The sequence below is a fragment of the Pantoea sp. SS70 genome, from assembly GCF_029866845.1.
GTDB lineage: Bacteria > Pseudomonadota > Gammaproteobacteria > Enterobacterales > Enterobacteriaceae > Pantoea > Pantoea leporis.
Genome location: NZ_CP117199.1, coordinates 458604 through 485098 on the forward strand (window position 1 = coordinate 458604; position 26495 = coordinate 485098).

Below are 26495 nucleotides of genomic sequence, written 5' to 3' on the forward strand. Positions count from 1 at the left end.
GGGTTAGGGTGAGGGCATCAGCGCGCACTCAACTATCCCAACAGCTCACGCTCAATCAGCTCGCGGGTTTCCACCGCCTGATACTTCATCTTCTCCGGATAACCGAACAGCGCCGCCGAGATAATCGACTCGCCGCCAACCTTAAAGGTGCGGTTGGCAAAATTCATCTCGCGCAGTGCTTCAAACAGCGCATCGAAATTCACTTCGCCTTCACCGACCGCCACGTGCTGGTGGATGGTGGCATCCACGCCTGGCGGGTTGACGATATAACGGCAGTGTTTGGTGTGGTTCATGGTATCGGCGATCAGCATATGTGAAAGATCATCGCCGGCGTAATGCAGCATGTTCTTCACATCGCCCACACCTTTGTCGTAATAGAAGGTGTGCGGTGCGCTGTAGATGTACTTCACGTTTTCGCTGCGGAATGACTTCACAATGTCTGCAGTTTCGTTGCTCTGCTCGCAGAAATCCCACGGATGCGCCTGAATCTCGACGCGGATGCCTTCACGTTCGATGATCGGCAGCAGCTCTTCCATCGAACGATAGAACATCTCTTCACAAATTTCTGGCTCGTTGGGATTGCCCGACAGCTCGGTGTTGATCACCTGCACACCCATTTCGACGGCAATCTCGATCATGCGTTTCCAGTTCTTCACCGCCGCCTGACGACGCAGTTCATCCGGGCCGGACCAGCGATATACGGTAATGAACGAGGAGATCTCCAGCCCGGTGGCATTCAGCGCGTTTTTGTATTCGCGCATGATTTCACGGCTGGCTTTCGGATGTTTATAAAACGGGTTGATCTGCGGGTGCGGCGACTGCTCGATGTACTTGTAGCCCCATTCCGCCACCTGATGCACCATGCGCGTGATGCCGAGATCCCTGATTACATCCACATCAAAAGCGATTTTCATTGTTTTCTCCTGAGCGTTAAGCGGTGCGGACTTTGATGATGACCATACTGATCTTTTTACGCGCTTCATCACGTATTCTGATGTGAAACCATCAGCCGGACCGCTTTGAATACGCACATGAATATCAAACATTTATTCTGAATGGTATTAAGATGAAATGAGTTATTTCATTTTTGCGAGAGCGATCAAAATAATGAGAGATTCCCTATCACTTGAAGCCAATTACTGATGATTCCTGTGCGGGATGATTGGTGATTTACCGCAGGTTAGGGCATTATTTTTGATAATTTATTATCATATCATTCAGGAAGTAGCGCATGAGTAAAATCACCATGACCGCGATTGCCACCGCCGCCGGTGTTGGCGTGGCGACCGTTGATCGCGTGTTAAATCGTCGTGCACCGGTGCGCGCCGCAACGGAGCAGAAGGTGCTGGAAGCCGCTAATCGCCTCGGTTATCGCATCGGCAATGTGCCGCTGCTGAGCGGCACCGTGCCAGCCGCCAGCGTGACGCTGCGCATGGGCTTTATCCTGCTGTCAAAATCCTACTCGTTCTATCATTCCCTCACTGATGCGCTGCGCCAGCATACGCAGCCTTTTCATCCGGCAGGCAGCGAACCGCTTTTTACCTGGCACGACATTGATGATGTGGAAGCGGTGGTGGCCTCGCTGTATGCGCTGGCCGGGCAGGTAGATGCGATTGGCTTAGTTGCGCTGGACCACCCGCTGATTCGTCACGCGATAGAAAACATATCGCGTCAGGGCGTGCGGGTTTATGCGCTGTTTTCCAACTTTTCGCCGTGCGGTCACGCCGGTTATGTCGGTTTGGATAACCAGAAAGCCGGACGCACCGCCGCGTGGATTGCCACGCACCTGTTGCATCAGCCGGGTTCGGTCGGCGTGCTGGTGGGCGACCATCGCTTTATCTGTCAGGAGAGCAATGAGATCAGTTTCCGCTCCTATCTGCGTGAGCAGGACAGCGCGCGACGCGTGCTGGAGCCGCTGAAAACCAATGAATCGATTGATGGCGGCTACCGTTCCACGCGTCAGTTACTGGAAGAACATGCCGATTTGGCACTGATCTTCGCGCCTTGCGGCGGCATTGAGGGCGTGATTCATGCGTTGCGCCAGCAGCCGCAGCGTAAGGTGGCGTTGATATGTCATGGTCCGGTGAAAGAGGGCGAGCTGGCGCTGATTGATGGCACCATTACGGTGATGATCCGCAACCGCATCGACGAAATGGCCATGCGCCTGGCGCAGATGGTGCAGCAGCATCATGCGCAGCCGGGCGATCATTTCTCCCAGATCATCCTGCCGTTTGATATCGTCACGCGTGAAAACCTGTAGGCCGCGTCGTTGCTGTATTTGATATATTTTCTATCATTTTAATGATGCGAAATACTATGATCGCTATCAAAAAATGAATGTTTCATGGTTGTTGATGATGAAATATTTATTTGATACTTGCGCTATCCACTATCGCAAGGAACGATCATGACTATCCATATTGCTAACGCGCCCTGTAGCTGGGGCGTTGATGACCCGAAAAATCCCTTCCTGCCGCCGTGGCAGAAAGTCCTGAGTGAAGCGTCGCAGGCCGGTTATAAAAGCATTGAGCTGGGCCCATGGAGCTATCTGCCGGTTGAGCCTGCCGAACTGCGTCAGCAGCTGGAAGCGCACGACTTGTCGCTGGTGGCGGGCACCATTTTTGATGATTTGGTGAGTGAAGCCAATTTTCCGGCGATGGTTGAGCTGACGCACAACATCTGTCGCAACCTGTCTCTGGTACCGACCGCGACCAAAACCCATGCGGACAACAAACCCGCACCTTATCTGGTGATTATCGACTTCGGTAATCCAGAACGCGCCAAATACGCTGGTCAATCCGCCAAGGCGCCGCGCCTGTCAGCTGAAGCGTGGCAGCGCATGATGCAGCACATCACCACGCTGAGCCAGATTGCCTGGAACGAATACGGTGTGCGTGCGGTGATCCATCCGCATGCCGGTGGCTGCATTGAGTTCGCCGACGAGCTGCAACAGCTGGTGGAAGACATTCCGCATGAAGTCGCTGGTTTGTGCCTCGATACCGGCCATCTGTACTACTCCGGCATGGATCCGATTCCTTACCTCAGCCGCTACTGGGATCGCATCGATTATCTGCACTTCAAAGACGTTAACGATGCGGTATGGCGCGACGTGATTGCGCGCGGCGTCGATTTCTTTGCCGCCTGCGCAGAAGGCGTGATGTGCCCGATTGGCAAAGGGGCAATTGATTATCCGGCGGTGCGCGCCTTCCTGGCGGAGCGCAATTATCAGGGCTGGATCACCGTCGAGCAGGAGCGCGATCCGCGTGATGCCGACACCAGCCTGCGTGACGTCACCGCCAGCCTGCACTATTTGCAATCGGTCGGATTCTGAGGAGAACAACATGATCAACGGCATTAAAGCTCTGGATCGCTCGCTGCGCTGGGGCATGGTTGGCGGTGGCGGCACCAGCCAGATTGGTTACATTCACCGTTCGGCGGCCACGCGTGATAACAACTTCACGTTGCTGGCAGGCGCATTCGATATCAACGCCGAGCGCGGCCGCGCCTTTGGCACTTCGCTAGGTATCGAAGCCGATCGCTGCTACGCAGATTACGAAACCCTGTTTGCGGCAGAAGCGGCGCGCGCCGACGGCATCGAAGCGGTGTCGATCGCCACACCCAATAACACGCACTTCGCCATCTGCCGCGCCGCACTGAATGCGGGTCTCCATGTGGTGTGTGAGAAGCCGCTGTGCTTCACCGCTGCCGAGGCCGATGAGCTGGAACAGCTGTGTGCTGAGAAGAAGAAAATCATCGGTGTGACTTATGGTTACGCCGGACATCAGCTGATTCATCAGGCACGCGAAATGATTGCCGCAGGTTTGCTGGGTGAGATCCGCATCATCAACATGCAGTTCGCGCACGGCTTCCATAACGAAGCGGTTGAATTGCAGAACGAAAGCACCAAGTGGCGCGTCGATCCGCGCTTCGTCGGGCCGAGCTATGTGCTGGGCGATTTGGCGACGCATCCGCTGTTTATCGCCGAAACCATGGTGCCGCATCTGCAGATCAAACGCCTGCTGTGCAGCCGCCAGAGCTTTGTCAAAACCCGCGCGCCGCTGGAGGATAACGCCTTCGTGATGATGGAGTACGACAACGGCGCAGTCGGCACCATGTGGGCATCGGCGGTGAACTGCGGTTCGATGCACGGTCAGAAGGTGCGGGTGATCGGCGAGAAAGCCAGCCTGGAGTGGTGGGATGAGCAGCCGAATCAGCTGCGCTATGAAGTGCAGGGCGAGCCGGTGCAGATTCTAGAGCGCGGCATGGGTTATCTGCATCCGAGTGCGCTGGCTGACGACCGTATTGGCGGCGGACATCCGGAAGGATTGTTTGAAGCCTGGTCCAATCTCTATCGCCGTTTTGCGCTGGCAATGGATGCCACCGATCGTGGCGATCAGGCATTCCTGAAAGACTTCTGGTATCCGGGCGCGCATGCCGGTTTGATGGGCGTGCGATGGGTGGAGCAGTGCGTGAAGTCTGCGGATGCGGGAGCCATATGGATAGCGTGTTGAATGGGCCTTGCTCATGTGCGGAGCAAGAGGGCGTTAATGACTCAATCTTCCGCGGTCGCTTTTAGACCCTCGAAATTGCAGAATTCACTGCCAATTTAAATAAAAGTTAACTCGATTTTTTGATTAATTTTTCACCCCTCTACGCGCTCTTTATCAAGAGCGCAAATTCATTCTCCCCAGATTAAATAATCACTAAACGTGCAATTAACGCAACGTAATATAACAGTTTTATTTCTGTAATAGTTAAGCCGGCGTTATAAGAAGCGTATAAATAATAACCGTCTTTGTTTTGATGGTGTAAACATCATCTCGCGTTTTTTAGCCTTTCCGGCGGCAATTGCAGACATATCTTGAGGATACTGAGTTTTGTCTTGATCGAACAAAATACTGTCTTAGGTGTTTTTTTAGATCTTTAGATCGTTAAAATACAAATGTTAAGTTTTTTATTCTAAAAAAAGATCTTAAAAAAGATCAAAGATCTGTAAATTTACCCTCGCGCTAATTTTTTTAGGGTTATATTTCAAATTGAGCACGAATAATCAAAAAAACTTTCAATAGGTCGAAAGTTGTCATTTACTTAAAGCGGTCGAAGGGCTCCAACATTACTTCGATTAATGTTTTTTTCTGCTATGGAAATGAAAGTTCATTGCTTTAGCAGAGACATTTTTGATGACGATTTTTGAGGTTTAATCATGAAAAGCAAGTTCGCAGTATTGGTTGCAATTACGGCTTCTCTTGGATTTATTGGCACGACAACTGCTGCTGATGGCACGATTAATTTTACGGGTACAATTACCGATAACGCTTGCACGGTAGATACTGGCTCTGCCAACCAAACCGTGAATCTGGGCACCGTTTCGAGCAAAACCTTCACCGGAGCCGGTGTCACCGCGGCACCGACTCGCTTCAACATTAATCTGACAAGTTGTCCTGCTGCGGTAACCTCGGCCAGCGTACGTTTCGATGGCGCAACCTCTGCGGGAAATAACCAAATCCTCGCTCTGAACTCAGGGCAAACTGCCACCAATGTGGGTGTCGCGCTATATGAGCAAGACAGTTCCACTCTCATCCCTATCGCCAGCAAATCGGCTGATCGTCCAATCACGGCAGCCGGCCCTAATGTACTGACCTATATAGCGAAATATTACGCTACGGCCACGCCAGTTACTGCGGGTACAGCAAACTCCACGGCGACCTTCACCATTGCTTACAACTAAGTAGTTTCAGAGCCGCGTCATGCGGCTCTTTCTTTCGTCACGGAGAGAGATGGATGTTTAAAAAAAGTCTTTGGCCATTGGCCATGGCACTTTTGTGCCTGTCGCCTATGGCTCAGTCTGGTGTGCAGATTGGCGGCACACGTCTGGTTTATGACGGTAAAAACAAGCTGGCCGCGATAAGTGTGACTAATCCAGACGATCGTCCCTATTTGATTCAATCCTGGGTTAGCAGTCAGGAAGAGAGTGATACCGCTGATGACACTTTCATCACCACGCCCCCGCTCTTCCGCCTTGAGCCTCATAGCCAGAATTCGGTGCGCGTTATCTACAGTGGTCACACGTTGCCAGACGATCAGGAATCCGTGCACTGGTTGAATATCAAGATTATCCCCACGGTCAATCGTCAGGCCACTAACGATCTCGTTATCACCATTAAAAACAAGATGAAGTTATTTTACCGGCCCGCAGAGTTAAGCGGCGATCCCGCATTGGCTTTTACCAGGCTCAAATTTCGCCAGCGTGAGGGCAAACTCGCCGTGTTTAATCCCACGCCTTACAGCGTTTCGCTCTACGACCTGACCGTAAACGGTTCAACTATGACCAAACCGCCGATGGTGTTGCCTTCACAGGAAATCGTTCTGGGCCAAAAAGTGCATGTTGGCAATCCGGTGAGCTGGCGAGCGATTAATGATTTCGGCGGCATTACAGCAGAACAAACATTAAAAGTGGGCACCGATTAAAGGAGAGGGCCATGTCGATGAGACAAAATATACCTTTAACGCTGAGGCCTGCTTTTCAGCGCACCTTACTTAACATGTTAATACTGGCTGCAATATCCATTAATGATGTGGTTGCAGAGGATTATTTTGATCCTGACACGGTGGAACGACACAGCGGCCAGCGTGCAAATCTGGATCTTTCCACTTTTAGCCACAGTGGAGGCCAGGCGGCGGGCGTTTACAACGCCGACGTTTACCTGAACGACAATTTTGTTGGATCAAAAAGTATACGCTTTGAACCCGGTGCGAAGGGTCTGCAGCCCCTATTAATGAAAGCCGATTTTATGCGGTGGGGCGTGAAAGAGAATGCCACACCCGCTTTCGTGAAAATCTCACCTGCGCAGGAAGTGACGAATATCGCTGCCATCATCCCGCAGGCGCAAACCCGCTTTGATTTAAGCCAGCAACGCTTAAACGTCTCCATTCCACAAGAATATGTACGACATAACGCACAAGGGTATGTTGGCCCAGAGGAGTGGGACGATGGTGTCAACGCGCTATTTATGAATTATGGCTATTCAGGTGCCAATAACTGGAGTGATTATCGTCAGGGAAGTGATAACAACGCGTATCTCAATTTGCGTAGCGGTATCAATCTCGGGGCCTGGCGCGCGCGCAACTACACCACCTATAGCCATAGTCAGGGTAATGATAAGTGGAACAGTATTAATACCTACGTTCAGCGTGACATCAAACCCTGGAAAAGCCAGCTGGTATTGGGAGAGAGCTATACGCCATCAGAGGTATTCGATAGCTTCCCCTTTCGCGGAGCTCAGCTCTACTCAGACGACAATATGCAGCCCGAGAGCTTACGAGGATTCGCACCCGTTGTACGAGGCATTGCGCAGAGCAATGCGCAAGTTACCATTCGTCAGGACGGTAACATCATTTGGCAAGCCTATGTGCCACCCGGACCTTTCGCCATAAACGATCTTTATCCTACCTCTGCCAGTGGCGATCTTGAGGTGGTAATAAAAGAAGCGAATGGCAGCGTCCGACAGTTTGTTCAGCCATTTTCTGCGGTGCCTATCATGCAGCGTGAAGGGCGTTTCAAATATGCTTTCACGGCCGGACAATATCGTTCAACCGGGGGATCGGCAAAAAAGCCGGGCTTTATACAAGGCACAGGTATCTATGGTTTGCCTTATAGCTCAACCGTTTATGGTGGATCAATTCTGTCGGGTGATTACACGTCAGCATCGGTTGGTGTGGGGAAAGGTCTGGGGTTATTGGGTTCGATTTCGCTGGACGGGACATTCGCCAATGCCCGTTTAATGGAAGAAACTCATCGCGGTGGCTCATTTCGTTTTCAATATGCAAAAGATGTCGCAATGAGCGGCACCACTTTTACTCTGGCAGGCTACCGTTATTCCACCTCTGGTTATTACGATTTTAATGAAGCCAATGGCTATTACGCGAATACACTGCCGCCGGGTTTCCGGGGTAATCCCAACAACCGCAATGAAGTTGAACAAGCCCGACGCGAATGGCGAAACTGGCGTTATAGCCATAACAGACGCAGTAAATCCCAACTCAACGTTAATCAATCGTTGGGTGATTATGGCAGTCTTTTTCTCTCCGCTTACCAGCAACAATATTGGGGCGTGACAGAAAAGGAGCGCAGTTTGACGCTGGGCTATAACACCAGCTTCAACGCCATCAATTACTCCTTTAACTACAGCTATTCACAGACGCCGTTCTACACCAAACACGATCAAATTTTTTCGCTGGCGGTGCAGATTCCCTTTGACCGATTTTTACCCAAAAGCTGGCTGAACTTCTCGGGCAGCACCGACAATCGCGATAAAACCACTGGCGCGGTGGGGTTGTCAGGCACTGCACTGGCAGACAATAACCTGAGCTATAGCGTGCAACAGGGTTACACCAATCAAGGGGTTGGCGCCAATGGCAATGCGTCAGTCAACTATAAAGCACGCTTTGGCGAATACCAGGCTGGCTATAACTACTCGCGGAATACCCGACAACTGAATTACGGCGCAACGGGCGGCATTGTGGTGCATCCCTATGGTGTGACTCTGAGCCAGCCGTTAGGTGACACCATGGCGTTAGTGCGCGCTGAAGACGCGGAGGCAGTTCGCGTGCTCAACCAAACCGGCGTGCTGACTGATGGCAGAGGTTATGCCGTCGTACCCAACGTAACACCTTATCGCCGCACCTCGCTTTCGCTTGATGCCAATTCGCTCGGCGATAACGTCGATCTGCTGAGTGACAGCCAAACAGTGGTGCCTACGCAGGGGGCCGTAGCATTAGCCAATTATCCCACGGTATCGGGGGCAAAAATGGTCGTTACCTTGCGTGGGCGTCAAGTGCCGTTCGGCGCACGTGCCAGCGTTGCCAACGGCGAAACCCTTTCGCATGGCATCGTTGATGACAAACAACATGTTTACCTCAGCGGCGTGCCCGCAGCGGGCGTGGTTAAGGTGAACTGGAAGGGCGGCGAATGTCAGGCTCCGTTTACGTTAGGAAAGGCTCAGTTTGGTGTCAATTCTGTGACGGCACAATGCCGCTAAAGGAAGCATTTATGCGTTTATTTCTTTTATTACCGAGCATATTTTTTATTGGGTTGTACGTTAACTTTGCGCAGGCTTATACCTGTACCACCACCACAGCCGCGACGACAATTTCTCCTCCTGCGATAGTGATTCAACGCGATTTACCGGTGGGATCGTTGATTGGCAGCCAGATCACCTCGGGTGCGGTGAACACGTTTAACTGTACTAACACGGCCCCCGCGTTGACTTATCAAAGTGTGGGCGTAAAAGGCACCGGTAACTATGTCACGACCATTGGAGGCAGACGGATTTACAGCACCAATATTGCAGGGATTGGCTTTGCTATCGGTGGCATCTCAGTGAACAACTGCAATAACTTTAGTGGCTGGGTTGATGGAACCAGTACGGGAGATGGTAATGCGAACAATAGGTTGCTGTGTTCGGTCAATGGCTTAATGGCGGGACAACCTCTGCGCGAGCAAGCGTTGCTACAGTTCTATAAAACCGGACCAACCGGATCGGGGATGGTCACCGCGCAGCAGGCAGGATCGTTTATTTTGCACAACAACCAGGCGTTCTGGCATTCACCGGAATCGACTATTCTTATGAATGGTTTTAGTGTCACAACGCTGGCGTGTTCAGTCAGTAATACTGCCATCGCCGTGAATATGGGCAATGTGGATAAGCGTGCGTTCAGTGGGACGGGCAGTTCACCCGATGCCAGCTTTACGCGTAATTTTACCCTTCCGCTTAACTGTAATGCCGGCACCCGCATCAATGTGAAGATTGATGGAAATGCCCAAAACTCCGCCAATGGGGTATTAAATCTGACATCAGGTGCCAATACGGCAAGTGGAGTGGGCGTGCAGCTGCTGTTTAACAATGCGCCTGTGCAACTGGGCGCCAATATTGTTGCCGGAACCTCGGCCAGTGCGGGGAATTATAATATTCCGCTTCAGGCGCGTTATTACCAAACGACCGCAACCATTACACCTGGCACAGCTAACAGTTCCGCGACTTTCACTCTGACCTATCAATAAATAATTTTCCCCCTGGCGGGGGAAAATTGTCAGTGATGACTCACCGATAGATCACTTCAACAGCTTTAATATGGCCCGATGATTGCACGCTGACATTGCCGAGTTGAAACGGCAGCGTCTGCTGTTGCTTATTGAATCTAATCTGACGCACTTTATCGACACCATTCTGGCTACATTGCACTGCGGCATGCTGGCTATTGGTCGTCGTCGTACAGGCAGGCTCAACTATCGCACCGGTAAAAGAAACGGTACCGCCCTCAGCCAGAACGGCTTGGGCAAATAGCAAACCAGAAAATAATACGAATGCTGTTTTCATCGGTCTTCTCCTGGTGGTGGCATAAAGAAGAACGACAAGTTAGGACCAAACTTTAATTAAAAATGGCGATAGTGAAAAAATATCCCCCTTAATGCGATCGCAGGTCGCTTAGAAAGCGCTGCGCGCGCGGGTGCTGCGGCTGGGTGAAGAACTGTTCTGGTTGTGATTTCTCCAGAATCTGTCCCTGGTCCATAAACCAGATGGTATTCGCCACCTCACGGGCAAAGTTCATTTCGTGGGTCACGCACATCATCGTCATCCCTTCCTGCGCCAGACCGCGCATCACCGACAATACTTCGCCGACCATCTCCGGATCGAGCGCCGAGGTCGGTTCATCGAACAGCATCACCGGCGGCTTCATCGCCAGCGCGCGGGCAATCGCCACGCGCTGCTGCTGGCCGCCGGAAAGCTGCGCCGGATAAGCATCGGCTTTATGCGCTAAGCCCACACGCTCCAGCAATTCACCCGCCTGACGACGCGCTTCGCTGCGCTTCACGCCCAGCACTTTCATCGGCGACATCATGATGTTCTCGGCCACCGTCACATGCGGGAACAGGTTGAAGCTCTGAAACACAAAGCCGATGCGCGTGCGCAGCTGATTGAGGCGCGTGCTGCTGCCGTGAATATCGGTGCCATCAAACACAATCTGGCCGTCATCGATCGGTTCTAAACGGTTAACGGTGCGGATCAGCGTCGATTTGCCCGAGCCGGAAGGGCCGCACACTACCACCACTTCGCCGGGATTAATCTCGGCGCTCAGGTTGGTCAGCGCCTGATACGCGCCGTACCATTTATTAACCTGATTAAACATGATCATCGGTCCCATGCGGTTTCCTTATTGCGAGGAGGTTTTAGTCAGCATCACCGCGGGCGCCACGCTGGGCGTTGGCTGCGGTGCTTGACGACGTTTCTGCGCAATGTGCGCTTCGAGTTTATTGGCCAGCCAGGTGAGGCTGAAGCAGATGAGGTAATAGCTCAGCGCCACAATGGCGAACACCTGAAACGGTTTGGTCAGCAGCTGATTGCTAACCTGATTGGCGGCAAAGGTCAGCTCCGGCACGTTAATCACGTAACCCAGCGTACTGTCTTTGATGATCGACACCAGCTGGCTGACCAGGCTGGGCAAGGTGTTGAACAGCGCTTGAGGCAGGATCACCAGACGCAAAGTTTTCAGGTGGCTCATGCCGAGCGCGCGTGAGGCTTCGTATTGGCCGTGCGGCAGCGCCTGAATGCCACCGCGCACGATCTCGGCGATATAGGCACTCTCATAAATCACCAGCGTACACAGCATGGTGGCGAAGCCGCTGATGTTGTGGCCGATCAGCAGCGGCACACAGAAGTAGGTCCAGAACACCACCATCATCAGCGGGATGCCGCGCAGCAGATAAACCCAGCCAGTGGCGGGCCAGCTCAGCCAGCGCCACGGCGACAGGCGCGCCAGGCCCAGCAGCACACCAATCGGAAACGCCAGCAGCACCGCCAGCACCGAGATCAGCAGCGTACAAAGCACGCCGCCAATCGGACCGTTCGGGTATTGCCCCATCAACAGCAGCATGCCGTTGTCATGCAAAATGGTGAACATCTCAAACATCGCCATTACCTCGCATAGACGCGCTGGAAGCGGCGGGCCAGCAGTGCGCCAAGGCCCATCAGCAGCAGGGAGAAGAACAGATAGCCCACGGTCGCCACGATGTAAGATTCGAAGGTACGGAACGTTTGGTTCTCAATATCGCGCGTTACATAGGTGAGATCCGCCACACCAATCACCATCGCCAGGCTGGTGTTTTTAAACAGCAGCACCGTGTGGTTGATCATCGCGGGCATCGCATTGCGAATGCCCTGCGGCAGAATCACGCCGTGCATGGCGCGCACGTAGCTCATGCCGAGTGCGCGCGCAGCTTCGTTCTGCCCGTCGGGAATGGCGCGCAGGCCGCTGCGGATATCTTCGGAGAAGTACGCCGCCTGACACAGACCCAGCGCGGTGAGGGAGAACAGGAACTCGGCGTTGTAGTTGTTGATCCACATCTGCAGCGCTTCCGGCAGCAGCGTGGGAATGGCGAAGTACCACATCATCAACTGGATCAGCGTCGGCACATTGCGGTGATAAGAGACATAGGCTTTGACCAGCCCAACCGCGATGCGGTTTTCAGTCAGGCGAATTACCACCAGCAGCAGCGCCAGCACCATTGCCAGCAGCCAGGCACCCAACGCCAGTTCAAGGGTGATCACCGTTCCGTCAACGATCATCTGGCCGTATTGGCCGGTTATCACACTGCTGAAATCGAGATCCATTCTGTTACCTCATCATCGCCTGCTACGCGCTGTGGTCGCCCGGTCGCATGGTGGAAAGACCGCCCGGCACCTGTAATGTCGGGGTGATTTCGATGTTGCCGATATTTACCGCCAGCGGTGCCGCGAGCGCGAAAGCGACGCAGTCGGCGATATCTTTGGCCTGCGGCAATTCAAAGCCATCAATGAAGCGGCGGCGCGCCTCTTCGTGATCGCCCGACACGTTGCCGAAGATATCGGTGGCGACGCGGCCCGGACAGATTTCGGTGACGCGCACGCGCGCGCCGTAGCAATCGACGCGTAGCTGGCGCGAAAGGGCATGCACACCGGCTTTGGTGGCGTGATACACCGAGTTACCGTTGAAGTTGTAGATGGCAGCTATCGAGGTGATGTTGAAGACGTGGCCACGATCGCGCGCTACCATGCCCGGCACCAGCAAACGACACAGATGCAGCACCGCGCGCAGATTGACGTCCACCTGGGTTTCAATCACGTTCTCGTCGGCATCGAGGATCGAGCCCGGATGCGACAGGCCAGCGTTATTCACCAGAATGTCGATTTCGAGATCCTGGCACAGCGCGGTCAGCGCCTTTATGTCACTGACATCCACCGCGTGCGGAATACAGCCGGTACGATCGGCCAGCGCCGCCAGCTGCTCTTTACGGCGCGCCACCGCGTGTACGGTGATACCCTCTTTGCACAAGCGCTCAACGATCGCTTCACCCATTCCCGCCGATGCGCCGGTCACCAGCGCGGTTTTGTAATCTGAAAATGGCATCTGCCTCTCCTCGTTAGTGCGTCTTTTGACTGTATGCAGTTATGCCGCAAGGGCATAAGACATAAAAATTTTGAGGCAATAAGCGCCCCTTATAACCCTGCAGGGCTGCCATTCATGGCGACCGAAACATCAACACGTCCTCGCCATACTCCACCGCAGACAAATGCTCTGCCGCAAACGACTGCACCGTGCCGCTATCCGGGCTGATCACAGGCACATACAGTGGGCCAACCTGCACCAGCGCCACCACCGCACCGGCCTCGATGTGCTGGCCGGGCGCGACAAAATCCTGCGGGCTATGCGGATGGCGGCGCAGCAGCGTGCCGGGCATCGGTGCGCCGATGCGTTGCGGGATGAGGGGGTTTTCAGCGGCGGGAAGCGTGACAGGCGCGGGCGTGGCTGGCGTGGCGGCGAAGGTCAACCGCACTGACCAGTGCTTGCCATCGAGCGCCAGGCTGTTCAGCCCGGAGGATTGCATCTTGCGCGCCAGCGCACGCAGCGTCGGCAGCGGTATTGCGGTTTTATCCATGGAATTCCCGTTAAAGCGAAACACGCCCGCCTGAGCGGGCAAAATCGTAATCTAGCGCGTTCGCAATACGGGCAGTAAGAGGGTTTCGCTTTGCGGCAATAAGCGGGACTTATCCCACCAACGTCAGAGGATGATTCTCAACGTTGCGGCGCGACATCAGCGACAGCAGGATCGATTTCACCGCTTCGGCCGGCTGTGACAGCGGCAGGTGATCCGACATGCAGAACGACAGCGACACTTGCACATCCGGATCGACGATCTTCGCCATCCACGCATCGCCGCTTTTCAGCATCGCGCGCGCTGCGGATTCCGGCATGATGGTGGTGCCGAGACCGGCGCTCAGGGCGGCATTCAGCGTGGTTTGCGACTCGATCTCGCATTTCACGCGGTACTGCAGATTGTTGTGTACGAAGGCATCGTCGAGCACTTTGCGCATGATGTTGTAGACGCGCGGCAGGAACAGATCGTATTGCGCCACCTGCGCCAGCGGGATCTCTTTCACCGGTTGCGCGAGGCTGAACGGACAGACGAAGTAGAGATCCTCTTTCATCAGCGGCATAAAGCGCAGGCCGTGAATGGTGCGGTGATCGTAAATTACCGCCATATCCATGCGGCCATTCATGATCAGTTCGCTCAGCGTGGTGCCGAAGTTCTCATTGAAGTAGAGCACGATGCCGGGATGCTGCTGCTGCACTTCCATCATCAGCGGTAATGCGAGGTTTTGTGCCGCGGTGCCCGGCGCTAAGCCAACCGAGACGCTGCCGCTCAGTGACGCGCCGACCAGCTCGATGGCGCTTTGTGCCTGCTCGCACTGGCGTAAAATCGCCTGTGCGTGGGAATAGAGCGTTTTCCCGGCTTCGGTCGGCGTCACGCCGCGCTTGGTACGAATGAGCAGTTGCTGATTCACTTCCCCTTCCAGCGTAGCCAGCTGCTGGCTCAGCGCGGGCTGGGCAATATGCAAAATATCGGCGGCCTGGGTCAGGCTGCCCACATCAACAATTTTAACAAAGTACTTCAGGCGACGAAGATTCATGAACGCTTCCTCCAACAGAACGCATAGCGGGTATCAAGCAAAGTTGATGCCAAATAAGCTTTCGCGAATGAACTCAGACAGGAGGGTAGAGCCACAGTGCCTCCTACGGCAGGTGCTGAGTTGGACAGTTGCCGAGACGGCGAGGGTAAAACAGCGACCTTTGCACTGGTATGGTGCGATTCACTCATTAGATTTGGCGATGATGGGAGTGAGTAAACCGGCGTTGCGCGCTGTTAACCGGCACTCAAAGTAACACTCTATTAACATTGCGTCAGGCGCTGGCGCGTGACCTGCCGCGCATTTCCACATCAGGCTCGCCACCTTTATGGCGAAAGTGTGCGGTCGGTTCAGTCATCGCTTTGTGTTATATCACCACAACAAAGCACTATTAACCGCCGCTTCGGGCAAAAACCTATCCTCTGATAAACGTCGTGTTTGCAGCTTGCTGCAAACCGTTCATGCTGACACTGAGCCAGGATTAACCCATGCCCGAGATAGCCGATCGATTAAAGAATGTGACCGTTTCTGCCTCCGTTGCCATGACCCAAAAGGCCCGCGATCTCGCGGCGCAGGGCATTGATGTGGTGGCGCTTTCTACCGGTGAACCCGATTTCCCCACGCCACCTCACGCGATTGAAGCCGCTTATGCCGCTGCGCGCGCCGGGGATACGCGTTATCCGCCCACCGACGGCACGCCGGCGCTGCGCAAAGCGATCCAGCTAAAGTTCAAACGCGATAATCAGCTCGATTATGACGTCAGCCAGATCCTCACCGCCGGCGGTGCTAAGCAGATCATTTTTAACGCGATCCTCGCGACCATCAATCCAGGCGATGAAGTGGTGATCCCGACGCCGTCGTGGATCAGCTATGCCGATATCGTCAAATTCGCTGGTGGCGTACCGGTGGCGCTACCCTGCACACAGGAGAACGGCTTCAAACCGCTGCCGGCCGATTTAGACGCCGCCATCACCGATAAAACCAAATGGTTGTTGCTCAACTACCCGAGCAATCCCACCGGTTCGGTGGCGAGCCAAGCGGAGCTGCACGCGCTGGGCGAGGTGCTACTGCGCCATCCGCAGGTGTGGATCATGACCGACGATATCTATGAACACCTGATTTATGACGATGTGCGTTTCTACACGCTGGCGCAGGTTGAGCCGCGCCTGGTTGACCGCGTGCTGACGGTGAACGGCGTGTCGAAAGCCTGGTCCATGACCGGCTGGCGATTGGGGTTCTGCGGCGGCCCGGCGCCGTTGATCAAAGCGATGAGCAACGTGAATACCCAGAACAGCGGCGGTGTTTGCACCTTAACGCAGGCCGCGGCGGTGGCGGTGCTGGAGGGCCCGCAGGATCTGCTGCAGGAGCGCGCGCGCATCTATCGCCAGCGCCGCGATTACGTGCTGGAGCGCCTGACGTCGATTGATGGCCTGCGCTGCCACAAACCGCAGGGCGCATTTTATCTGTTTGTGAATATCGCGGGCTACATCGGTAAAACCAGCGCCGGTGGCCGGCTGATCACCAACGATGCCGATTTTGTGCTGGCGCTGATTGAGGAGCAGCACGTGGTGACGGTGCAGGGCGCGGCGTACGGCATGAGCCCGTTTATCAGGTTGTCGTATGCCACGAGCATGGAGCGGTTAGAGACGGGATGCGATCGCATTGCGGCGTTTTGTGGTGGTTGTGTTTAATGTCCAGGTCGCCAAAAAAGGCGACTTGGTTTTTTACCTGGATTGTATAACCTCCGCCGCCGGGGCGACCTGATGGCCGCTGGCTTCGATTTCGCTGCGCACAATGGTGGCGAGCGCCAGGGAGCCTGGCGTGTCGCTGTGAACCAGAATCGAGCGCGCACGCACCGCAATCTCTTCACCTTCAATCGTCGTCACCGTGCCGTGCTGCAAAAACTGGCGCACGCGGGCGCGCAGCGCGCTTTCCTCGTTGATCACCGCACCGGCAATGCCGCGCGGCACCAGACGGCCTTGCGCGTCATAGGCGCGGTCGGCCAGAAACAGCGTCAGCGTCTTCAGGCCTGCCGCCTGCGCCGCGACTTCAATGATCGTATCGGGCTGGGCGAAGATGATCAGCTCGCTATTGATGCGCGCCACTAACTCCATCACCTGTTGCGCCAGGGCGGCATCGCGGTTGACGATGTTGCCCATCGCGGCGTGGAAACTGAAGTGGGAAACGTGGGTGCCTTCCGCGCGGGCAATCGCCGTCAGCGCGCCGAGCTGATAGGCCACCTGCTGACAAATCTCTTCGGCGCTAAACGGCAGTTCGCGGCGGCCAAAACCCTGACGATCCGGCAAGCCGGGATGCGCGCCAATGCCCACGCCATGTGCCTTCGCCAGCCGCACCATGTTGGTCATGATCGCCGGATCGCCAGCGTGGAAACCGCAGGCGATATTGGCGGATGACACCACTTTCATTAGTGCGGCGTCATCGCACAGCTGGTAAATGCCGAAGCCTTCGCCCATATCGGAATTCACATCAATCTTCATGTCTGGTTTCCTTGTGCGGATTAAACGGTAAGCGCTTTACGCAGTGGCTGGCAGCTAAAGCGCAAACGGCTCAGCCAGCGCGCCACTTCCTGTTCGATGGCGATCGCTTCACGCACATCGCTGTGGATCAGCTGGATCGACTGGCCCGGCAGCACTTGCCCAAGCCGCCACAGATCCTGCTCGATCACGCCAGCGATCTTCGGATAACCGCCGGCGGTATTGGCATCGCTTAGCTGGATGATCGGTTCCCCCCCCGGCGGCACCTGCACAATGCCGGGGATCAGCCCGTACGATCGCATCTCAACGGTTTCTGACGGGAAGATAGGATCGCCTGATAGCCGATAGCCGGTGCGATTGCTTTGATTCGACACTTGCCAGGATTGCTGCCAGAAGCGCGCGGCATCGGCGGCAAACAGCGGGTATTCGCCGGAGGGAATGGCGCGCAGCTGAATGTCTCCGGCGCTGTTGCGGGGAAAACTGGCGTGTAATGCGCTGTCTGGCGGTTCAATACCGATGCCGCTGTGCGGAAGTGCCGGGCCGCGATTTTCGCCGATCGCCAGCCGATCGCCACGCTGCAGCGGACGTCCTTCAACGCCGCCGAAGCCACCGCGCAGCGCGGTACTGCGCGAGCCAAGCACCAGCGGCACATCAATGCCGCCAGCAACACACAGATAGCCACGCGCGCCGCTGCGTGGATAACGCAGTTCCAGCACTTGCCCGGCACGCACGCCGCAGCCCCACCATGGCGGCAGCGGCGTGCCATCCAGCGTGGCGCGGCAATCCGCGCCGGTCACCGCGATGCTGCTGTTTTGCAAAAATCGCACGCGGAACGGGAACAGCTGCACTTCAATTGCCGCCGCATTTTCGTCGTTGCCGAGGAGTAAATTACCGGCACGCAGCGCCAGCGGATCCATCGCGCCGCTCACCGATACACCGATGTGGCGATAGTTGAAGCGACCTAAATCCTGCACCGTGTTGAGCGCACCGCTCTGTTCGATCTCAATCACAGCTCAATCCTCTGCGGCAGAAAACGGATGCGATCGCCCGGTGCCATCAGCGCGGGCGATGCGACCAGCGGGTCAAACACCGCCAGCTCGGCAAAACCAATCGCATTCCAGCCGTTCGGGCCGGTCAGCGCCGAAACGCCCGCCTGCGCGCCACCGATGGTGACGGTGCCTTTCAACATGCTGAGCGACGGCACTTTCTTGCGCGGTGTCGCCAGCAGCGGATCGAGACCGTGCAGATAACCGAAGCCCGGCGCGCTGCCCAATGCAAACACCGTGTATTCGCTTTGATGGTGCAGACGCACCACCTCGCGTGGGCTCAAACCGGTATGGCGGCACACCGCCTCGAGATCGGTGGCGTGTTCTCCGCCGTAATGCACCGGAATTTCAATCAGTTTGCCCTGCGGACTGATCGCCTGCGCCTGATCCCATGCGGCATGCAGCTGCATGCGCACGGCGATTTCATCAGCTGGAATATGGCGGAACAGTACCAGCAGATTGGTGACGCCGGGGATCAGCGCTTCAATCGCTTCATCGGCATGCAGCAGGCGCGCCAGCGACCAGATGCGGCGCTGCGCCGGGAGATCGAAACCGCCTGGCGCTTCCACCAGCCACGCGCGTGCGCCGATGGTGGAGAGCTTGATAGCAGAGGAGCAAGCCAGCGCGGGAACGCTGGCAGGCTGGAGAGCAGAGTGCGACGTCACGGGCATGGTTATTCCAGCGGTTCAAATTTCAGACTGGAGAGCGGCTGTACGCGCTCTTCGCGCACCATTTTGTATTCGGTGTTGGGCCCAATCCACGTATCCCAGATTTTGTCGATGGTGCCGTCATCGTCCATCGCCTTCAGGCTGCTGTTGACGCTGGCCAGCAACGCCGGTTCATCACGCTTCATGCCGACACCAATCGGCTCCAGCGCCATCGGTTCTTTGATCATCGCCAGATTGATGCCGTCTTTTTTTGCCTGCGAAATGGTTTTGATGCCGGTCATGGTGTTGGTGACGAAGCCCACCGATTTGTTCTGCTCCAGCGCGAGGAACGCGGAGGCTGAATCCTGGAAGGTCACCGCTTTGCCGCCTTTGATATGGATTGATTGCTCAGAAGTGGTGCCTTTGGTGGCGCTGATGCGTTTGCCCTTGAAATAGCTCAGCGGCTTGTCGGCCAGCGGTGCTTTGACCAGCAGCATCTCCTTGGCGACGTAATAGGGATCGCTGAATTGAATCTGGTTGCCGCGGGTTTTGGTGTAGGCCAGATTGGCGATCAGTACGTCGGCGCGGCCGGTAGCAATCACCGCAATACGCGCTTCCACCGAGGTGGGCACCAGCGTCAGTTTGACGTTCATCTGCTTCGCCAGCGCGTTACATAGATCGATATCCATGCCCGCCAGCTGACGTGTTTTCGGATCCGGAGAAGAGAAGGGCGGCACGTCCGAATAGACCGCGCACTTTAACTCGCCGCTGGATTTGATGTTGGCCATCATGTCGGCATGAGCAGCCGAAATAGCCAGCAGCGGCAGCAGTGCCAGCCCGATGGTGGTACGTCTTTTCATGGTCATGTGAACTTCCTCAATGATGAATACCACGGCGTCACCGGGACGGAGCGCCTGCGTTCTCGCTTTTCTGGACTATATCGGCTTTGTTTTCAGGCGAAAAAGAGGGAAACCCTGTCGTGCAATAGCAAAAAAATATGGCTAAGCGGCGCATAAGTTCTTTCTATTCGGGCAGAGCAAAAAAGTGTTATCCAGCGCACACTTTTCTCGCCAGGCTGATTGCAAGTCCTCTCGGCAATCCCGCCGATTGCATGTGGTAGAGAGAAGTGAAAAAGCATGAATGCCCGATTAGGCGTGTTACTGAAGATACTGGCCGCGCTGTGCGCCACCTTGATGCTGGCGTGTGTGAAGGGGCTGAACGGCACCCTTCCCACCGGCGAAGTGATTTTTTTCCGCAGTTTTATCGCGCTGTTGCCGCTGCTGATTTGGTTGAAAATGCAGGGCGACGTGCTGGAAAATCTCAAGACGCGTAACCTATCTGGTCACTTTATTCGTGGCTTCTCCGGCACCGGCGGCATGTATTTTAACTATCTGGCGCTGGTCTATATTTCGCTGGCCGATGCCACCGCGCTGAGCTATGCGGCGCCGCTGTTTACCGTAATCCTGGCGGCGATGCTGCTGAAAGAGCGGGTGCGGGTTTCACGCTGGGTCGCGGTGGTGGTGGGATTATCCGGCATTTTGATCATGCTCTCTTCCAGCCTGAGCACCAGCGGCGCGCTGTTTTCCCATGGGGCCAGCAACGCGACGACGAGTATTGGTGTGGCATGTGCGTTGCTGGCGGCGCTGTGCTCCGCGACCTCTAACGTGCAAATTCGCTTCCTCAACGGCATCGAGAAGCCGGGCGCGATCGTGTTCTATTTCTCACTGATGACTACCGTAATTGGCCTGGCGACGGCGCTGTTTGGCTGGAGCAAACCCAGCGCGATACAGCTGCTGTTGCTGGTGGGCTGCGGCCTGTTTGGGGGGCTGGCGCAGATTCTGGTGACGCTGAGCCTGCGTTACGCCGATGCGTCACTGCTGGCACCGTTCGATTACACCACGCTGGTGTGGTCGATGCTGATTGGTTATCTGTTCCTGAACAGCCTGCCGGGCAGCACCACCTTGCTGGGCGCATCGATTGTAGCGCTGGCCGGGATATTTGCGGTGTGGCGTGAGAATCGCCAGCGCAAACTGGCGATGGTGAGCAGTACGCCTTAACGTTGCGCAGTAATTTGCGCTGCGACAAATAGGTGCACGCATCCGTAGCGGCGCGATTTATCGCGCAATGAATTGCGCCGCTACACATAGGTGCACGCATCGGTAGCGGCGCGATTTATCGCGCGGTTTTGTTTCTAACGAAACACATCATCAATGATTTCAACCTGCTTGGTGCGCAGCGTTTCATCCAGCCAGCTGCGTTCGAGTGAGCCGGTTTTCGCCAGCTCGAAGTTGTGTTCATCAACGATTAAATACGCCTGCGCCGCTTCGAGAATGCGTGCGGCATCCTGGCGAGGAATCACAATCACACCATCCGCATCGCCCAGCACGATATCGCCCGGTGAAACGTGAATTTTACCGCAGGCAATTGGCACGTTGATCTCGCCCGGACCATCCTTGAACGGGCCGCCCGGCGTGTGACCGGCGGCGTAGATGGGGAAGTCCATGCGTGACAACCCTTCGATATCGCGGACCGGTCCGTCCAGCACAATGCCTTCCATACCGCGCTGTCTGGCATAGGTCGCCATCACTTCGCCCATCAGCGACTGACTGCGATCGCCCTCGTTCGACAGAATAATCACATCGTTTCGGCCCGCCATATCCAGCGCTTTGTGCAACATCAGGTTGTCACCGGAACGCGCTTTAACCGTCACCGCCAGGCCGCACATGATCGGCTGACGCGGCGCGGTTTTCAGGCTGATCTCGGCCGACAAGGCGGGCAAACGGCTCATGCAATCCGCCACCACCGCAGCCGGTAACCGGCGAAAAGCTTCCAACAGCGGTTCGGCATCGGCGGGACGACGTAAATAGATTCGGTTTCCTGCGCTCATGGTTATTTTCCTGTAGGGAGTGATTTAATTAATCGCGTTGTGTTCCTGGATAAATAATTAAATGTAAAAGTAAGCGTTTTTATTTTTGGTTGTGATGAGTCATTACTTCATTGAATAGGGTGTTCAGCTAACAAGCTGAATCATCGGATGATTACTGGAACGTGATTAAGCTTACGCGATTACGCAGATGTTACGCAGAGGATGTTACGGCTAACCGAGACAGGATCACGAATTACTATTCCGGATGAATTTAACTCACTGATAATTAATTTTATTGGATTTTATTATGGGGAGATAGATTAATAGTATTAGCTGGAGATAAATATATTGGCATCGATCAATGCTGGATAATCAGCATGTATAGAGGGAAGGGAGGCAGTAGCTGAGATGAGTAAACGCAGAAAAGCAAAAACCCAGCCATAAGCTGGGTTTTCAGAATGTTGGTGCCCGGACGCGGAATCGAACCACGGACACGGGGATTTTCAATCCCCTGCTCTACCGACTGAGCTATCCGGGCAACGGGGCGCATTAAACCCTAATGGCTTACAGCCGTCAACGGCTTTCGTCAAAAAAGCGGTGCAATCGTGATTGATTGCTTGCTTTTCAGACAAGGTGAACAAAAAGGCTACGCCAGCGCACCATTTTTGCGGCACAGCGCGATGCCAAGTACATCTTCCGCCAGACGCCGCGCCGTCGCGACATCCTGTACGTTGCGTTTCACCAGCAGTTTGCTCAGACAACCTTCCAGAATCAGCTCCATCTGATCGGCCACCATGCTGGGATTATCCAGCGCTAAATCGACCAGAATTTCATGGGTGAATTGCCAGGAACTGCGCTTTTGCTGTTCGGCTAGCTGATGCACCGGCTGATCGGGTTGCGGATAGAAGCTGCAGGCGGCGATAAACAGGCAGCCGGGAAAACGACCTTTGCTGACGTGCTCACTCAGCACTTCGTAGCGGGCTAACAGCTTTTGTTCGGCGCTGAGGTGTTCATCAAGCTGCACCTGACGACGCCAGCTGTCAATCTGCTGGCCGTGATAGCGCAGCGCGTCATACAGCAAAGCATCACGATCGGGCCAGAAACGCGTGAGTTGTTCCGCTTCAAGACCGGTTGCACCAGCCAGCTGAGTTAGGGAAGTGGTGGCGGCCAGGCCACTTTGTTCGAGCACATTCAACGCATGCTCGAGTATTTGTTCACGTTGCAAGTGACTCTCCTCTGGAATGCGGGCCCGCTCGCGGACGAACGGGCAGTGTCCTGCTGACAGTGTCGTTTAACGTGACACATTCTGCAAATGCGCGCGGAAATCGGCGGCGTTGAGGAAGCCGGTGACGCGCGAATCGGGGATCTCTTTGCCTTGCGCATCGAAGAACAGAATGGTGGGCAAACCTAAAACCTGCAGATGCTGCAACAGCGCGTTGTCCTGCGCGTTATTGGCGGTGACATTGGCTTGCAGCAGTTGTACCTGACTTAGCGCGTTACGCACGCCCTCATCGCTGAAGGTGTATTTCTCGAACTCTTTGCAGGCCACACACCAGTCGGCGTAGAGATCGATCATGGTGATACGGCCTTGCGCCTGCTGCAGCGCGCTGTCGAGCTGCTCGCTGCTATTGATGGTGTGGAACGGCAGATGCGCCACGGCTTGCGCGCTGTTGCTGCTGCCAAACGCCCAATCCTGTAGCGGGCGCGCACTGACCAGCGCGGCGGCGAGCATGATGATTTGCAGCACGCGCCATTTGCCGCTGGCGCGCAGGCTGAGGCTGAATGCCCAGGCAAAAAACGCCACGCCGAGCAGGCTCCACAGACGGATGCCCCACAGATCGCCAATCACGCGTTCCAGCAGGAATACCGGCAGCGCCAGAATCACAAAGCCAAAACCCTCTTTGACGGTTTGCATCCACGGCCCACTTTTTGGCAGCAGCTTGTTGCCAAACATCGTCACGGCAATCAGCGGCAGGCCCATGCCGAAGGCATAGAGCCACAGCGTACCTGCTCCGGCCCACAGATTACCGCTCTGCGCGATGTACAGCAGAATGGCGCTAAGCGGTGCGGTGGTGCAGGGCGAGCAGATCAACCCGGCCAGTGCACCCATCATGAAGACGCCCGGCAGCGAGCCACCTTGCTGGCGATTACTCCACAGCGTGAGGCGCGTTTGCAGGCTGGCAGGCAATTGTAGCGAGAACAGGCCAAACATCGACAGCGCCAGCACGATAAACAGCGCCGACAAGCCAATCAGCACGTAAGGATGCTGCAGCGCCGCCTGGAAGCGTAATCCGGCCGCTGCCACAATCATGCCGAGCACGGTGTACGTCAATGCCATACCTTGCACATAGACCATCGCCAGCGCGAACAATCGCCCCATCGAATAGCGGCGCGGGCCTCCTAAAATGATGCTGGAGATCAGCGGATACATCGGCAGCACACACGGCGTGAAAGCGACGCCAATACCAATCAGCAGCGCCCAAAGCGGTGAAAACGGCAGCGGCGTGCTGTGATTGGCGGGCTGCGCGCTGACCGCAGGCGCAGCCTGATTGACGGTAACCGCGTTCAGCGGCACCACGCGGGTTTCCGGCGGATAGCAGAAGCCCGCAGCCGCACAGCCCTGATAGGTCACGGTGACGGTCGCGCCGGCAGCGGCCTGGTGCAGCGTGATCGGCAGTTGCAGATCCTGCGGATAGATTTCACTTTTGCCGTAGAACTCATCTTCATGCGGCTGGCCCGGCGGCAGCGTGAGTGGAGCAATTTGCGCTTTTTGCGGCGTGACGTGGATTTGCTGGCGATAGAGGTAGTAGCCATCCTTCACTTTCCAGCTGAGCGTCAGCTGATTGCCTTGCTGAGTGAAGTCGAAGCCAAACGCCTGATCAACCGGCACAAAGCGGCTGTTGTTGTTCGGGGAGAAGAGTGAGGCTTGTGCCGAAAGGCAGAAAACCAGCGCCAGGCAAAAGCCGGCAAGGCGAAAGAGTCGTGCAGCCATAGCGAATGAGTGAGCTCCGGTGGCGAATAGGCCGCGATAATAACACGACCGCTTCGCCACGAGGTTTTCAGGATGTAACCGCGCTACAGAATCAGGCTGCCAAACAGGAAGCCAAACGCCACCGAGAAGGCAATCGCCAACACGCCGGGAATAATAAAGGAGTGATTAAACACAAACTTGCCGATACGCGTTGAACCGGTGTCATCCATTTCCACCGCGGCCAGCAGCGTAGGATAGGTTGGCAGCACAAACAGCGCGGAAACCGCCGCAAAGGACGCGACGGCGGCCAGCGGCGAGACGCCCAGCATCAACGCGGCAGGCATCAACGCTTTGGTGGTGGCGGCTTGCGAATAGAGCAGCGTGGCGGCGAAGAACAGCACCAGCGCCAGCATCCACGGATAACCTTGCAGCATGTCACCGGCTAACGCCTGGATATCGTTGAGGTGCGCTTTGACAAAGGTATCGCCCAGCCACGCCACGCCCATCACGCAGATACAGGCGCTCATGCCCGATTTAAAGGTGCTGGCGCTGAGGATTTCACCGGTATCGACTTTACAGGTCAGGCAGATCAGCGTGGCAACGGTCAGCATAAACACCACGATAGCTTCGTTGCGCGGCAGCACGGGATTGCTGATCAGGCCAACGCTGTCGCTAATCGCGGTGGCGTAGAGCACCACGGCGGCGATGCCGATCAGGAACAGCAATACGGCACGCTTCGCGCCCGGTTTGATGTCATAAACCTGCTCACCGCGCAGTTTCACTTCACCTTTCGCTAAACGCGCCTGATATTTCTCATCATCCCTGAGCTCCTTGCCGAGAAAACTGGTGATGATGGCGGCGCAGAAGATCGCTGCCATGGTAGAGGGAATCGCCACACCCAGCAGCGCCAGATAACTCACGCCATGCGGTTCAAGGATTGAAGCGAAGAATACCACCGCCGCCGAGAGCGGCGAGGCGGTAATGGCAATCTGCGAGGCGACGACTGCAATCGACAACGGACGCGACGGGCGCACGCCTTGCTCTTTCGCCACTTCGGCAATCACCGGCAAGGTGGAGAAGGCGGTGTGGCCGGTGCCGGCCAGCAGCGTCATGACATAGGTGACCAGCGGCGCAAGGAAGGTGACATAGCGTGGATGGCGGCGCAGCAGGCGTTCTGCCAATCCCACCAGATAATCAAGACCGCCGGCGATCTGCATCGCGGCAATTGCGGCAATCACCGCCATGATAATTTCGATTACATCAAAGGGAATCGCGCCGGGTTTCAAGCCGCAAATCAGCGTCAACGCCAGCACACCTAAACCGCCCGCGAAACCAATACCGATGCCGCCCAGACGCGCACCGAGCCAGATCGCCAGCAGGACAATAACCAACTCCACTACTACCATTCGTTCCACTCCCTGAGCCGCGGAGAAATCCCGACTCTTAAAGTTGTAGCCGCCAAAATGAA

25 protein-coding genes and 1 tRNA gene are annotated in these 26495 nt (G+C 55.6%); 9 read left to right on the forward strand and 17 right to left on the reverse strand.

The window, feature by feature from the left end; translation table 11 throughout:
* Positions 1-32: 32 nt before the first annotated feature.
* Positions 33-914 (reverse strand): sugar phosphate isomerase/epimerase, encoded by an 882-nt coding sequence (locus tag PO881_RS02015; protein ID WP_007888450.1) that lies wholly within the window; start codon positions 912-914, stop codon positions 33-35.
* Between the two features lie 317 nt (positions 915-1231).
* Between PO881_RS02015 and PO881_RS02020 the strand changes: the two genes are divergently transcribed.
* The 7 genes from PO881_RS02020 (at position 1232) to PO881_RS02050 (ending at position 10060) form a co-directional block, all read left to right on the forward strand.
* Positions 1232-2260: a LacI family DNA-binding transcriptional regulator gene (locus PO881_RS02020; RefSeq protein WP_280172380.1), complete on the forward strand. Its 1029-nt coding sequence runs from the start codon at positions 1232-1234 to the stop codon at positions 2258-2260.
* A 147-nt stretch (positions 2261-2407) separates the two neighbouring features.
* On the forward strand, positions 2408-3331 hold the full coding sequence (locus tag PO881_RS02025; protein ID WP_110868105.1) for a TIM barrel protein: 924 nt from the start codon (positions 2408-2410) through the stop codon (positions 3329-3331).
* A 10-nt stretch (positions 3332-3341) separates the two neighbouring features.
* Positions 3342-4511, forward strand: coding sequence for a Gfo/Idh/MocA family oxidoreductase (locus tag PO881_RS02030; protein ID WP_192235918.1), 1170 nt, complete (start codon positions 3342-3344; stop codon positions 4509-4511).
* 692 nt (positions 4512-5203) lie between these two features.
* A complete protein-coding gene (locus PO881_RS02035; RefSeq protein ID WP_101762319.1) occupies positions 5204-5728 on the forward strand; it encodes a fimbrial protein in 525 nt (174 codons plus the stop codon).
* A gap of 53 nt (positions 5729-5781) precedes the next feature.
* Positions 5782-6468: a molecular chaperone gene (locus PO881_RS02040; RefSeq protein ID WP_101762318.1), complete on the forward strand. Its 687-nt coding sequence runs from the start codon at positions 5782-5784 to the stop codon at positions 6466-6468.
* Positions 6469-6479: 11 nt separating this feature from the next.
* On the forward strand, positions 6480-9038 hold the full coding sequence (locus PO881_RS02045) for a fimbria/pilus outer membrane usher protein (RefSeq protein WP_280172381.1): 2559 nt from the start codon (positions 6480-6482) through the stop codon (positions 9036-9038).
* Between the two features lie 11 nt (positions 9039-9049).
* Complete coding sequence (locus PO881_RS02050) at positions 9050-10060, forward strand: fimbrial protein (protein WP_192412591.1); 1011 nt, start codon at positions 9050-9052, stop codon at positions 10058-10060.
* Between the two features lie 40 nt (positions 10061-10100).
* Here the strand turns inward: PO881_RS02050 and PO881_RS02055 are convergent, their stop codons facing one another.
* The 7 genes from PO881_RS02055 to nac all read right to left on the reverse strand — a co-directional run bounded on the left by PO881_RS02055 (position 10101) and on the right by nac (position 15005).
* On the reverse strand, positions 10101-10376 hold the full coding sequence (locus PO881_RS02055; protein WP_101762315.1) for a hypothetical protein: 276 nt from the start codon (positions 10374-10376) through the stop codon (positions 10101-10103).
* Positions 10377-10464: 88 nt separating this feature from the next.
* Positions 10465-11202, reverse strand: a complete 738-nt coding sequence (locus PO881_RS02060; protein WP_280172382.1) for an amino acid ABC transporter ATP-binding protein — start codon at positions 11200-11202, stop codon at positions 10465-10467.
* 9 nt (positions 11203-11211) lie between these two features.
* Positions 11212-11967, reverse strand: coding sequence for an amino acid ABC transporter permease (locus tag PO881_RS02065; protein WP_137385021.1), 756 nt, complete (start codon positions 11965-11967; stop codon positions 11212-11214).
* Between the two features lie 5 nt (positions 11968-11972).
* Entirely contained in the window at positions 11973-12668 is a 696-nt protein-coding gene (locus PO881_RS02070) for an amino acid ABC transporter permease (protein ID WP_280172383.1), read from the reverse strand.
* Between the two features lie 22 nt (positions 12669-12690).
* A complete protein-coding gene (locus tag PO881_RS02075; RefSeq protein ID WP_280172384.1) occupies positions 12691-13443 on the reverse strand; it encodes an SDR family oxidoreductase in 753 nt (250 codons plus the stop codon).
* 112 nt (positions 13444-13555) lie between these two features.
* On the reverse strand, positions 13556-13972 hold the full coding sequence (locus PO881_RS02080) for an acetyl-CoA carboxylase biotin carboxyl carrier protein subunit (protein ID WP_280172385.1): 417 nt from the start codon (positions 13970-13972) through the stop codon (positions 13556-13558).
* A 109-nt stretch (positions 13973-14081) separates the two neighbouring features.
* Entirely contained in the window at positions 14082-15005 is a 924-nt protein-coding gene (nac, locus tag PO881_RS02085) for a nitrogen assimilation transcriptional regulator NAC (protein WP_049851333.1), read from the reverse strand.
* Between the two features lie 485 nt (positions 15006-15490).
* On the opposite strand from nac, the gene PO881_RS02090 reads away from it, so the two are divergent.
* Complete coding sequence (locus tag PO881_RS02090; RefSeq protein ID WP_192412586.1) at positions 15491-16693, forward strand: pyridoxal phosphate-dependent aminotransferase; 1203 nt, start codon at positions 15491-15493, stop codon at positions 16691-16693.
* 33 nt (positions 16694-16726) lie between these two features.
* Here PO881_RS02090 and PO881_RS02095 read toward each other — a convergent pair whose 3' ends face one another.
* Genes PO881_RS02095 through PO881_RS02110 form a run of 4 tightly spaced genes read right to left on the reverse strand, consistent with a single transcriptional unit; the run spans position 16727 to position 20056 of the window.
* The gene (locus PO881_RS02095; protein WP_280172386.1) at positions 16727-17500 is read right to left on the reverse strand and encodes a 5-oxoprolinase subunit PxpA; all 774 of its coding nucleotides are present in this window, start codon (positions 17498-17500) and stop codon (positions 16727-16729) included.
* Positions 17501-17520: 20 nt separating this feature from the next.
* Positions 17521-18507, reverse strand: a complete 987-nt coding sequence (locus PO881_RS02100; protein ID WP_280172387.1) for a biotin-dependent carboxyltransferase family protein — start codon at positions 18505-18507, stop codon at positions 17521-17523.
* Positions 18504-19214, reverse strand: coding sequence for a 5-oxoprolinase subunit PxpB (gene pxpB / locus PO881_RS02105; protein ID WP_280172388.1), 711 nt, complete (start codon positions 19212-19214; stop codon positions 18504-18506). The genes PO881_RS02100 and pxpB overlap by 4 nt, the downstream gene beginning before the upstream one ends.
* Before the next feature lie 2 nt (positions 19215-19216).
* On the reverse strand, positions 19217-20056 hold the full coding sequence (locus PO881_RS02110; RefSeq protein WP_137385030.1) for a transporter substrate-binding domain-containing protein: 840 nt from the start codon (positions 20054-20056) through the stop codon (positions 19217-19219).
* Between the two features lie 270 nt (positions 20057-20326).
* Between PO881_RS02110 and PO881_RS02115 the strand changes: the two genes are divergently transcribed.
* Positions 20327-21247: a DMT family transporter gene (locus PO881_RS02115; protein ID WP_280172389.1), complete on the forward strand. Its 921-nt coding sequence runs from the start codon at positions 20327-20329 to the stop codon at positions 21245-21247.
* A 134-nt stretch (positions 21248-21381) separates the two neighbouring features.
* Here PO881_RS02115 and PO881_RS02120 read toward each other — a convergent pair whose 3' ends face one another.
* The 5 genes from PO881_RS02120 to PO881_RS02140 all read right to left on the reverse strand — a co-directional run bounded on the left by PO881_RS02120 (position 21382) and on the right by PO881_RS02140 (position 26433).
* Positions 21382-22077 (reverse strand): RraA family protein, encoded by a 696-nt coding sequence (locus tag PO881_RS02120; RefSeq protein WP_101762304.1) that lies wholly within the window; start codon positions 22075-22077, stop codon positions 21382-21384.
* A 441-nt stretch (positions 22078-22518) separates the two neighbouring features.
* A tRNA-Phe gene (locus PO881_RS02125) sits at positions 22519-22594 on the reverse strand.
* 108 nt (positions 22595-22702) lie between these two features.
* Positions 22703-23281: a transcriptional regulator gene (locus tag PO881_RS02130; RefSeq protein WP_101762303.1), complete on the reverse strand. Its 579-nt coding sequence runs from the start codon at positions 23279-23281 to the stop codon at positions 22703-22705.
* A 66-nt stretch (positions 23282-23347) separates the two neighbouring features.
* Entirely contained in the window at positions 23348-25048 is a 1701-nt protein-coding gene (locus PO881_RS02135) for a protein-disulfide reductase DsbD (protein WP_280172390.1), read from the reverse strand.
* An 83-nt stretch (positions 25049-25131) separates the two neighbouring features.
* The gene (locus PO881_RS02140; protein WP_101762301.1) at positions 25132-26433 is read right to left on the reverse strand and encodes an anaerobic C4-dicarboxylate transporter; all 1302 of its coding nucleotides are present in this window, start codon (positions 26431-26433) and stop codon (positions 25132-25134) included.
* Positions 26434-26495: the final 62 nt, after the last annotated feature.

What these genes read in the sequence shown, in the direction of transcription:
- PO881_RS02015 (WP_007888450.1), bottom strand. Translation starts at nt 914, where the DNA reads ATGAAAATCGCTTTTGATGTGGATGTAATCAGGGATCTCGGCATCACG.
- PO881_RS02020 (WP_280172380.1), top strand. Translation starts at nt 1,232, where the DNA reads ATGAGTAAAATCACCATGACCGCGATTGCCACCGCCGCCGGTGTTGGC.
- PO881_RS02025 (WP_110868105.1), top strand. Translation starts at nt 2,408, where the DNA reads ATGACTATCCATATTGCTAACGCGCCCTGTAGCTGGGGCGTTGATGAC.
- PO881_RS02030 (WP_192235918.1), top strand. Translation starts at nt 3,342, where the DNA reads ATGATCAACGGCATTAAAGCTCTGGATCGCTCGCTGCGCTGGGGCATG.
- PO881_RS02035 (WP_101762319.1), top strand. Translation starts at nt 5,204, where the DNA reads ATGAAAAGCAAGTTCGCAGTATTGGTTGCAATTACGGCTTCTCTTGGA.
- PO881_RS02040 (WP_101762318.1), top strand. Translation starts at nt 5,782, where the DNA reads ATGTTTAAAAAAAGTCTTTGGCCATTGGCCATGGCACTTTTGTGCCTG.
- PO881_RS02045 (WP_280172381.1), top strand. Translation starts at nt 6,480, where the DNA reads ATGTCGATGAGACAAAATATACCTTTAACGCTGAGGCCTGCTTTTCAG.
- PO881_RS02050 (WP_192412591.1), top strand. Translation starts at nt 9,050, where the DNA reads ATGCGTTTATTTCTTTTATTACCGAGCATATTTTTTATTGGGTTGTAC.
- PO881_RS02055 (WP_101762315.1), bottom strand. Translation starts at nt 10,376, where the DNA reads ATGAAAACAGCATTCGTATTATTTTCTGGTTTGCTATTTGCCCAAGCC.
- PO881_RS02060 (WP_280172382.1), bottom strand. Translation starts at nt 11,202, where the DNA reads ATGGGACCGATGATCATGTTTAATCAGGTTAATAAATGGTACGGCGCG.
- PO881_RS02065 (WP_137385021.1), bottom strand. Translation starts at nt 11,967, where the DNA reads ATGTTTGAGATGTTCACCATTTTGCATGACAACGGCATGCTGCTGTTG.
- PO881_RS02070 (WP_280172383.1), bottom strand. Translation starts at nt 12,668, where the DNA reads ATGGATCTCGATTTCAGCAGTGTGATAACCGGCCAATACGGCCAGATG.
- PO881_RS02075 (WP_280172384.1), bottom strand. Translation starts at nt 13,443, where the DNA reads ATGCCATTTTCAGATTACAAAACCGCGCTGGTGACCGGCGCATCGGCG.
- PO881_RS02080 (WP_280172385.1), bottom strand. Translation starts at nt 13,972, where the DNA reads ATGGATAAAACCGCAATACCGCTGCCGACGCTGCGTGCGCTGGCGCGC.
- nac (WP_049851333.1), bottom strand. Translation starts at nt 15,005, where the DNA reads ATGAATCTTCGTCGCCTGAAGTACTTTGTTAAAATTGTTGATGTGGGC.
- PO881_RS02090 (WP_192412586.1), top strand. Translation starts at nt 15,491, where the DNA reads ATGCCCGAGATAGCCGATCGATTAAAGAATGTGACCGTTTCTGCCTCC.
- PO881_RS02095 (WP_280172386.1), bottom strand. Translation starts at nt 17,500, where the DNA reads ATGAAGATTGATGTGAATTCCGATATGGGCGAAGGCTTCGGCATTTAC.
- pxpB (WP_280172388.1), bottom strand. Translation starts at nt 19,214, where the DNA reads ATGCCCGTGACGTCGCACTCTGCTCTCCAGCCTGCCAGCGTTCCCGCG.
- PO881_RS02110 (WP_137385030.1), bottom strand. Translation starts at nt 20,056, where the DNA reads ATGACCATGAAAAGACGTACCACCATCGGGCTGGCACTGCTGCCGCTG.
- PO881_RS02115 (WP_280172389.1), top strand. Translation starts at nt 20,327, where the DNA reads ATGAATGCCCGATTAGGCGTGTTACTGAAGATACTGGCCGCGCTGTGC.
- PO881_RS02120 (WP_101762304.1), bottom strand. Translation starts at nt 22,077, where the DNA reads ATGAGCGCAGGAAACCGAATCTATTTACGTCGTCCCGCCGATGCCGAA.
- PO881_RS02135 (WP_280172390.1), bottom strand. Translation starts at nt 25,048, where the DNA reads ATGGCTGCACGACTCTTTCGCCTTGCCGGCTTTTGCCTGGCGCTGGTT.
- PO881_RS02140 (WP_101762301.1), bottom strand. Translation starts at nt 26,433, where the DNA reads ATGGTAGTAGTGGAGTTGGTTATTGTCCTGCTGGCGATCTGGCTCGGT.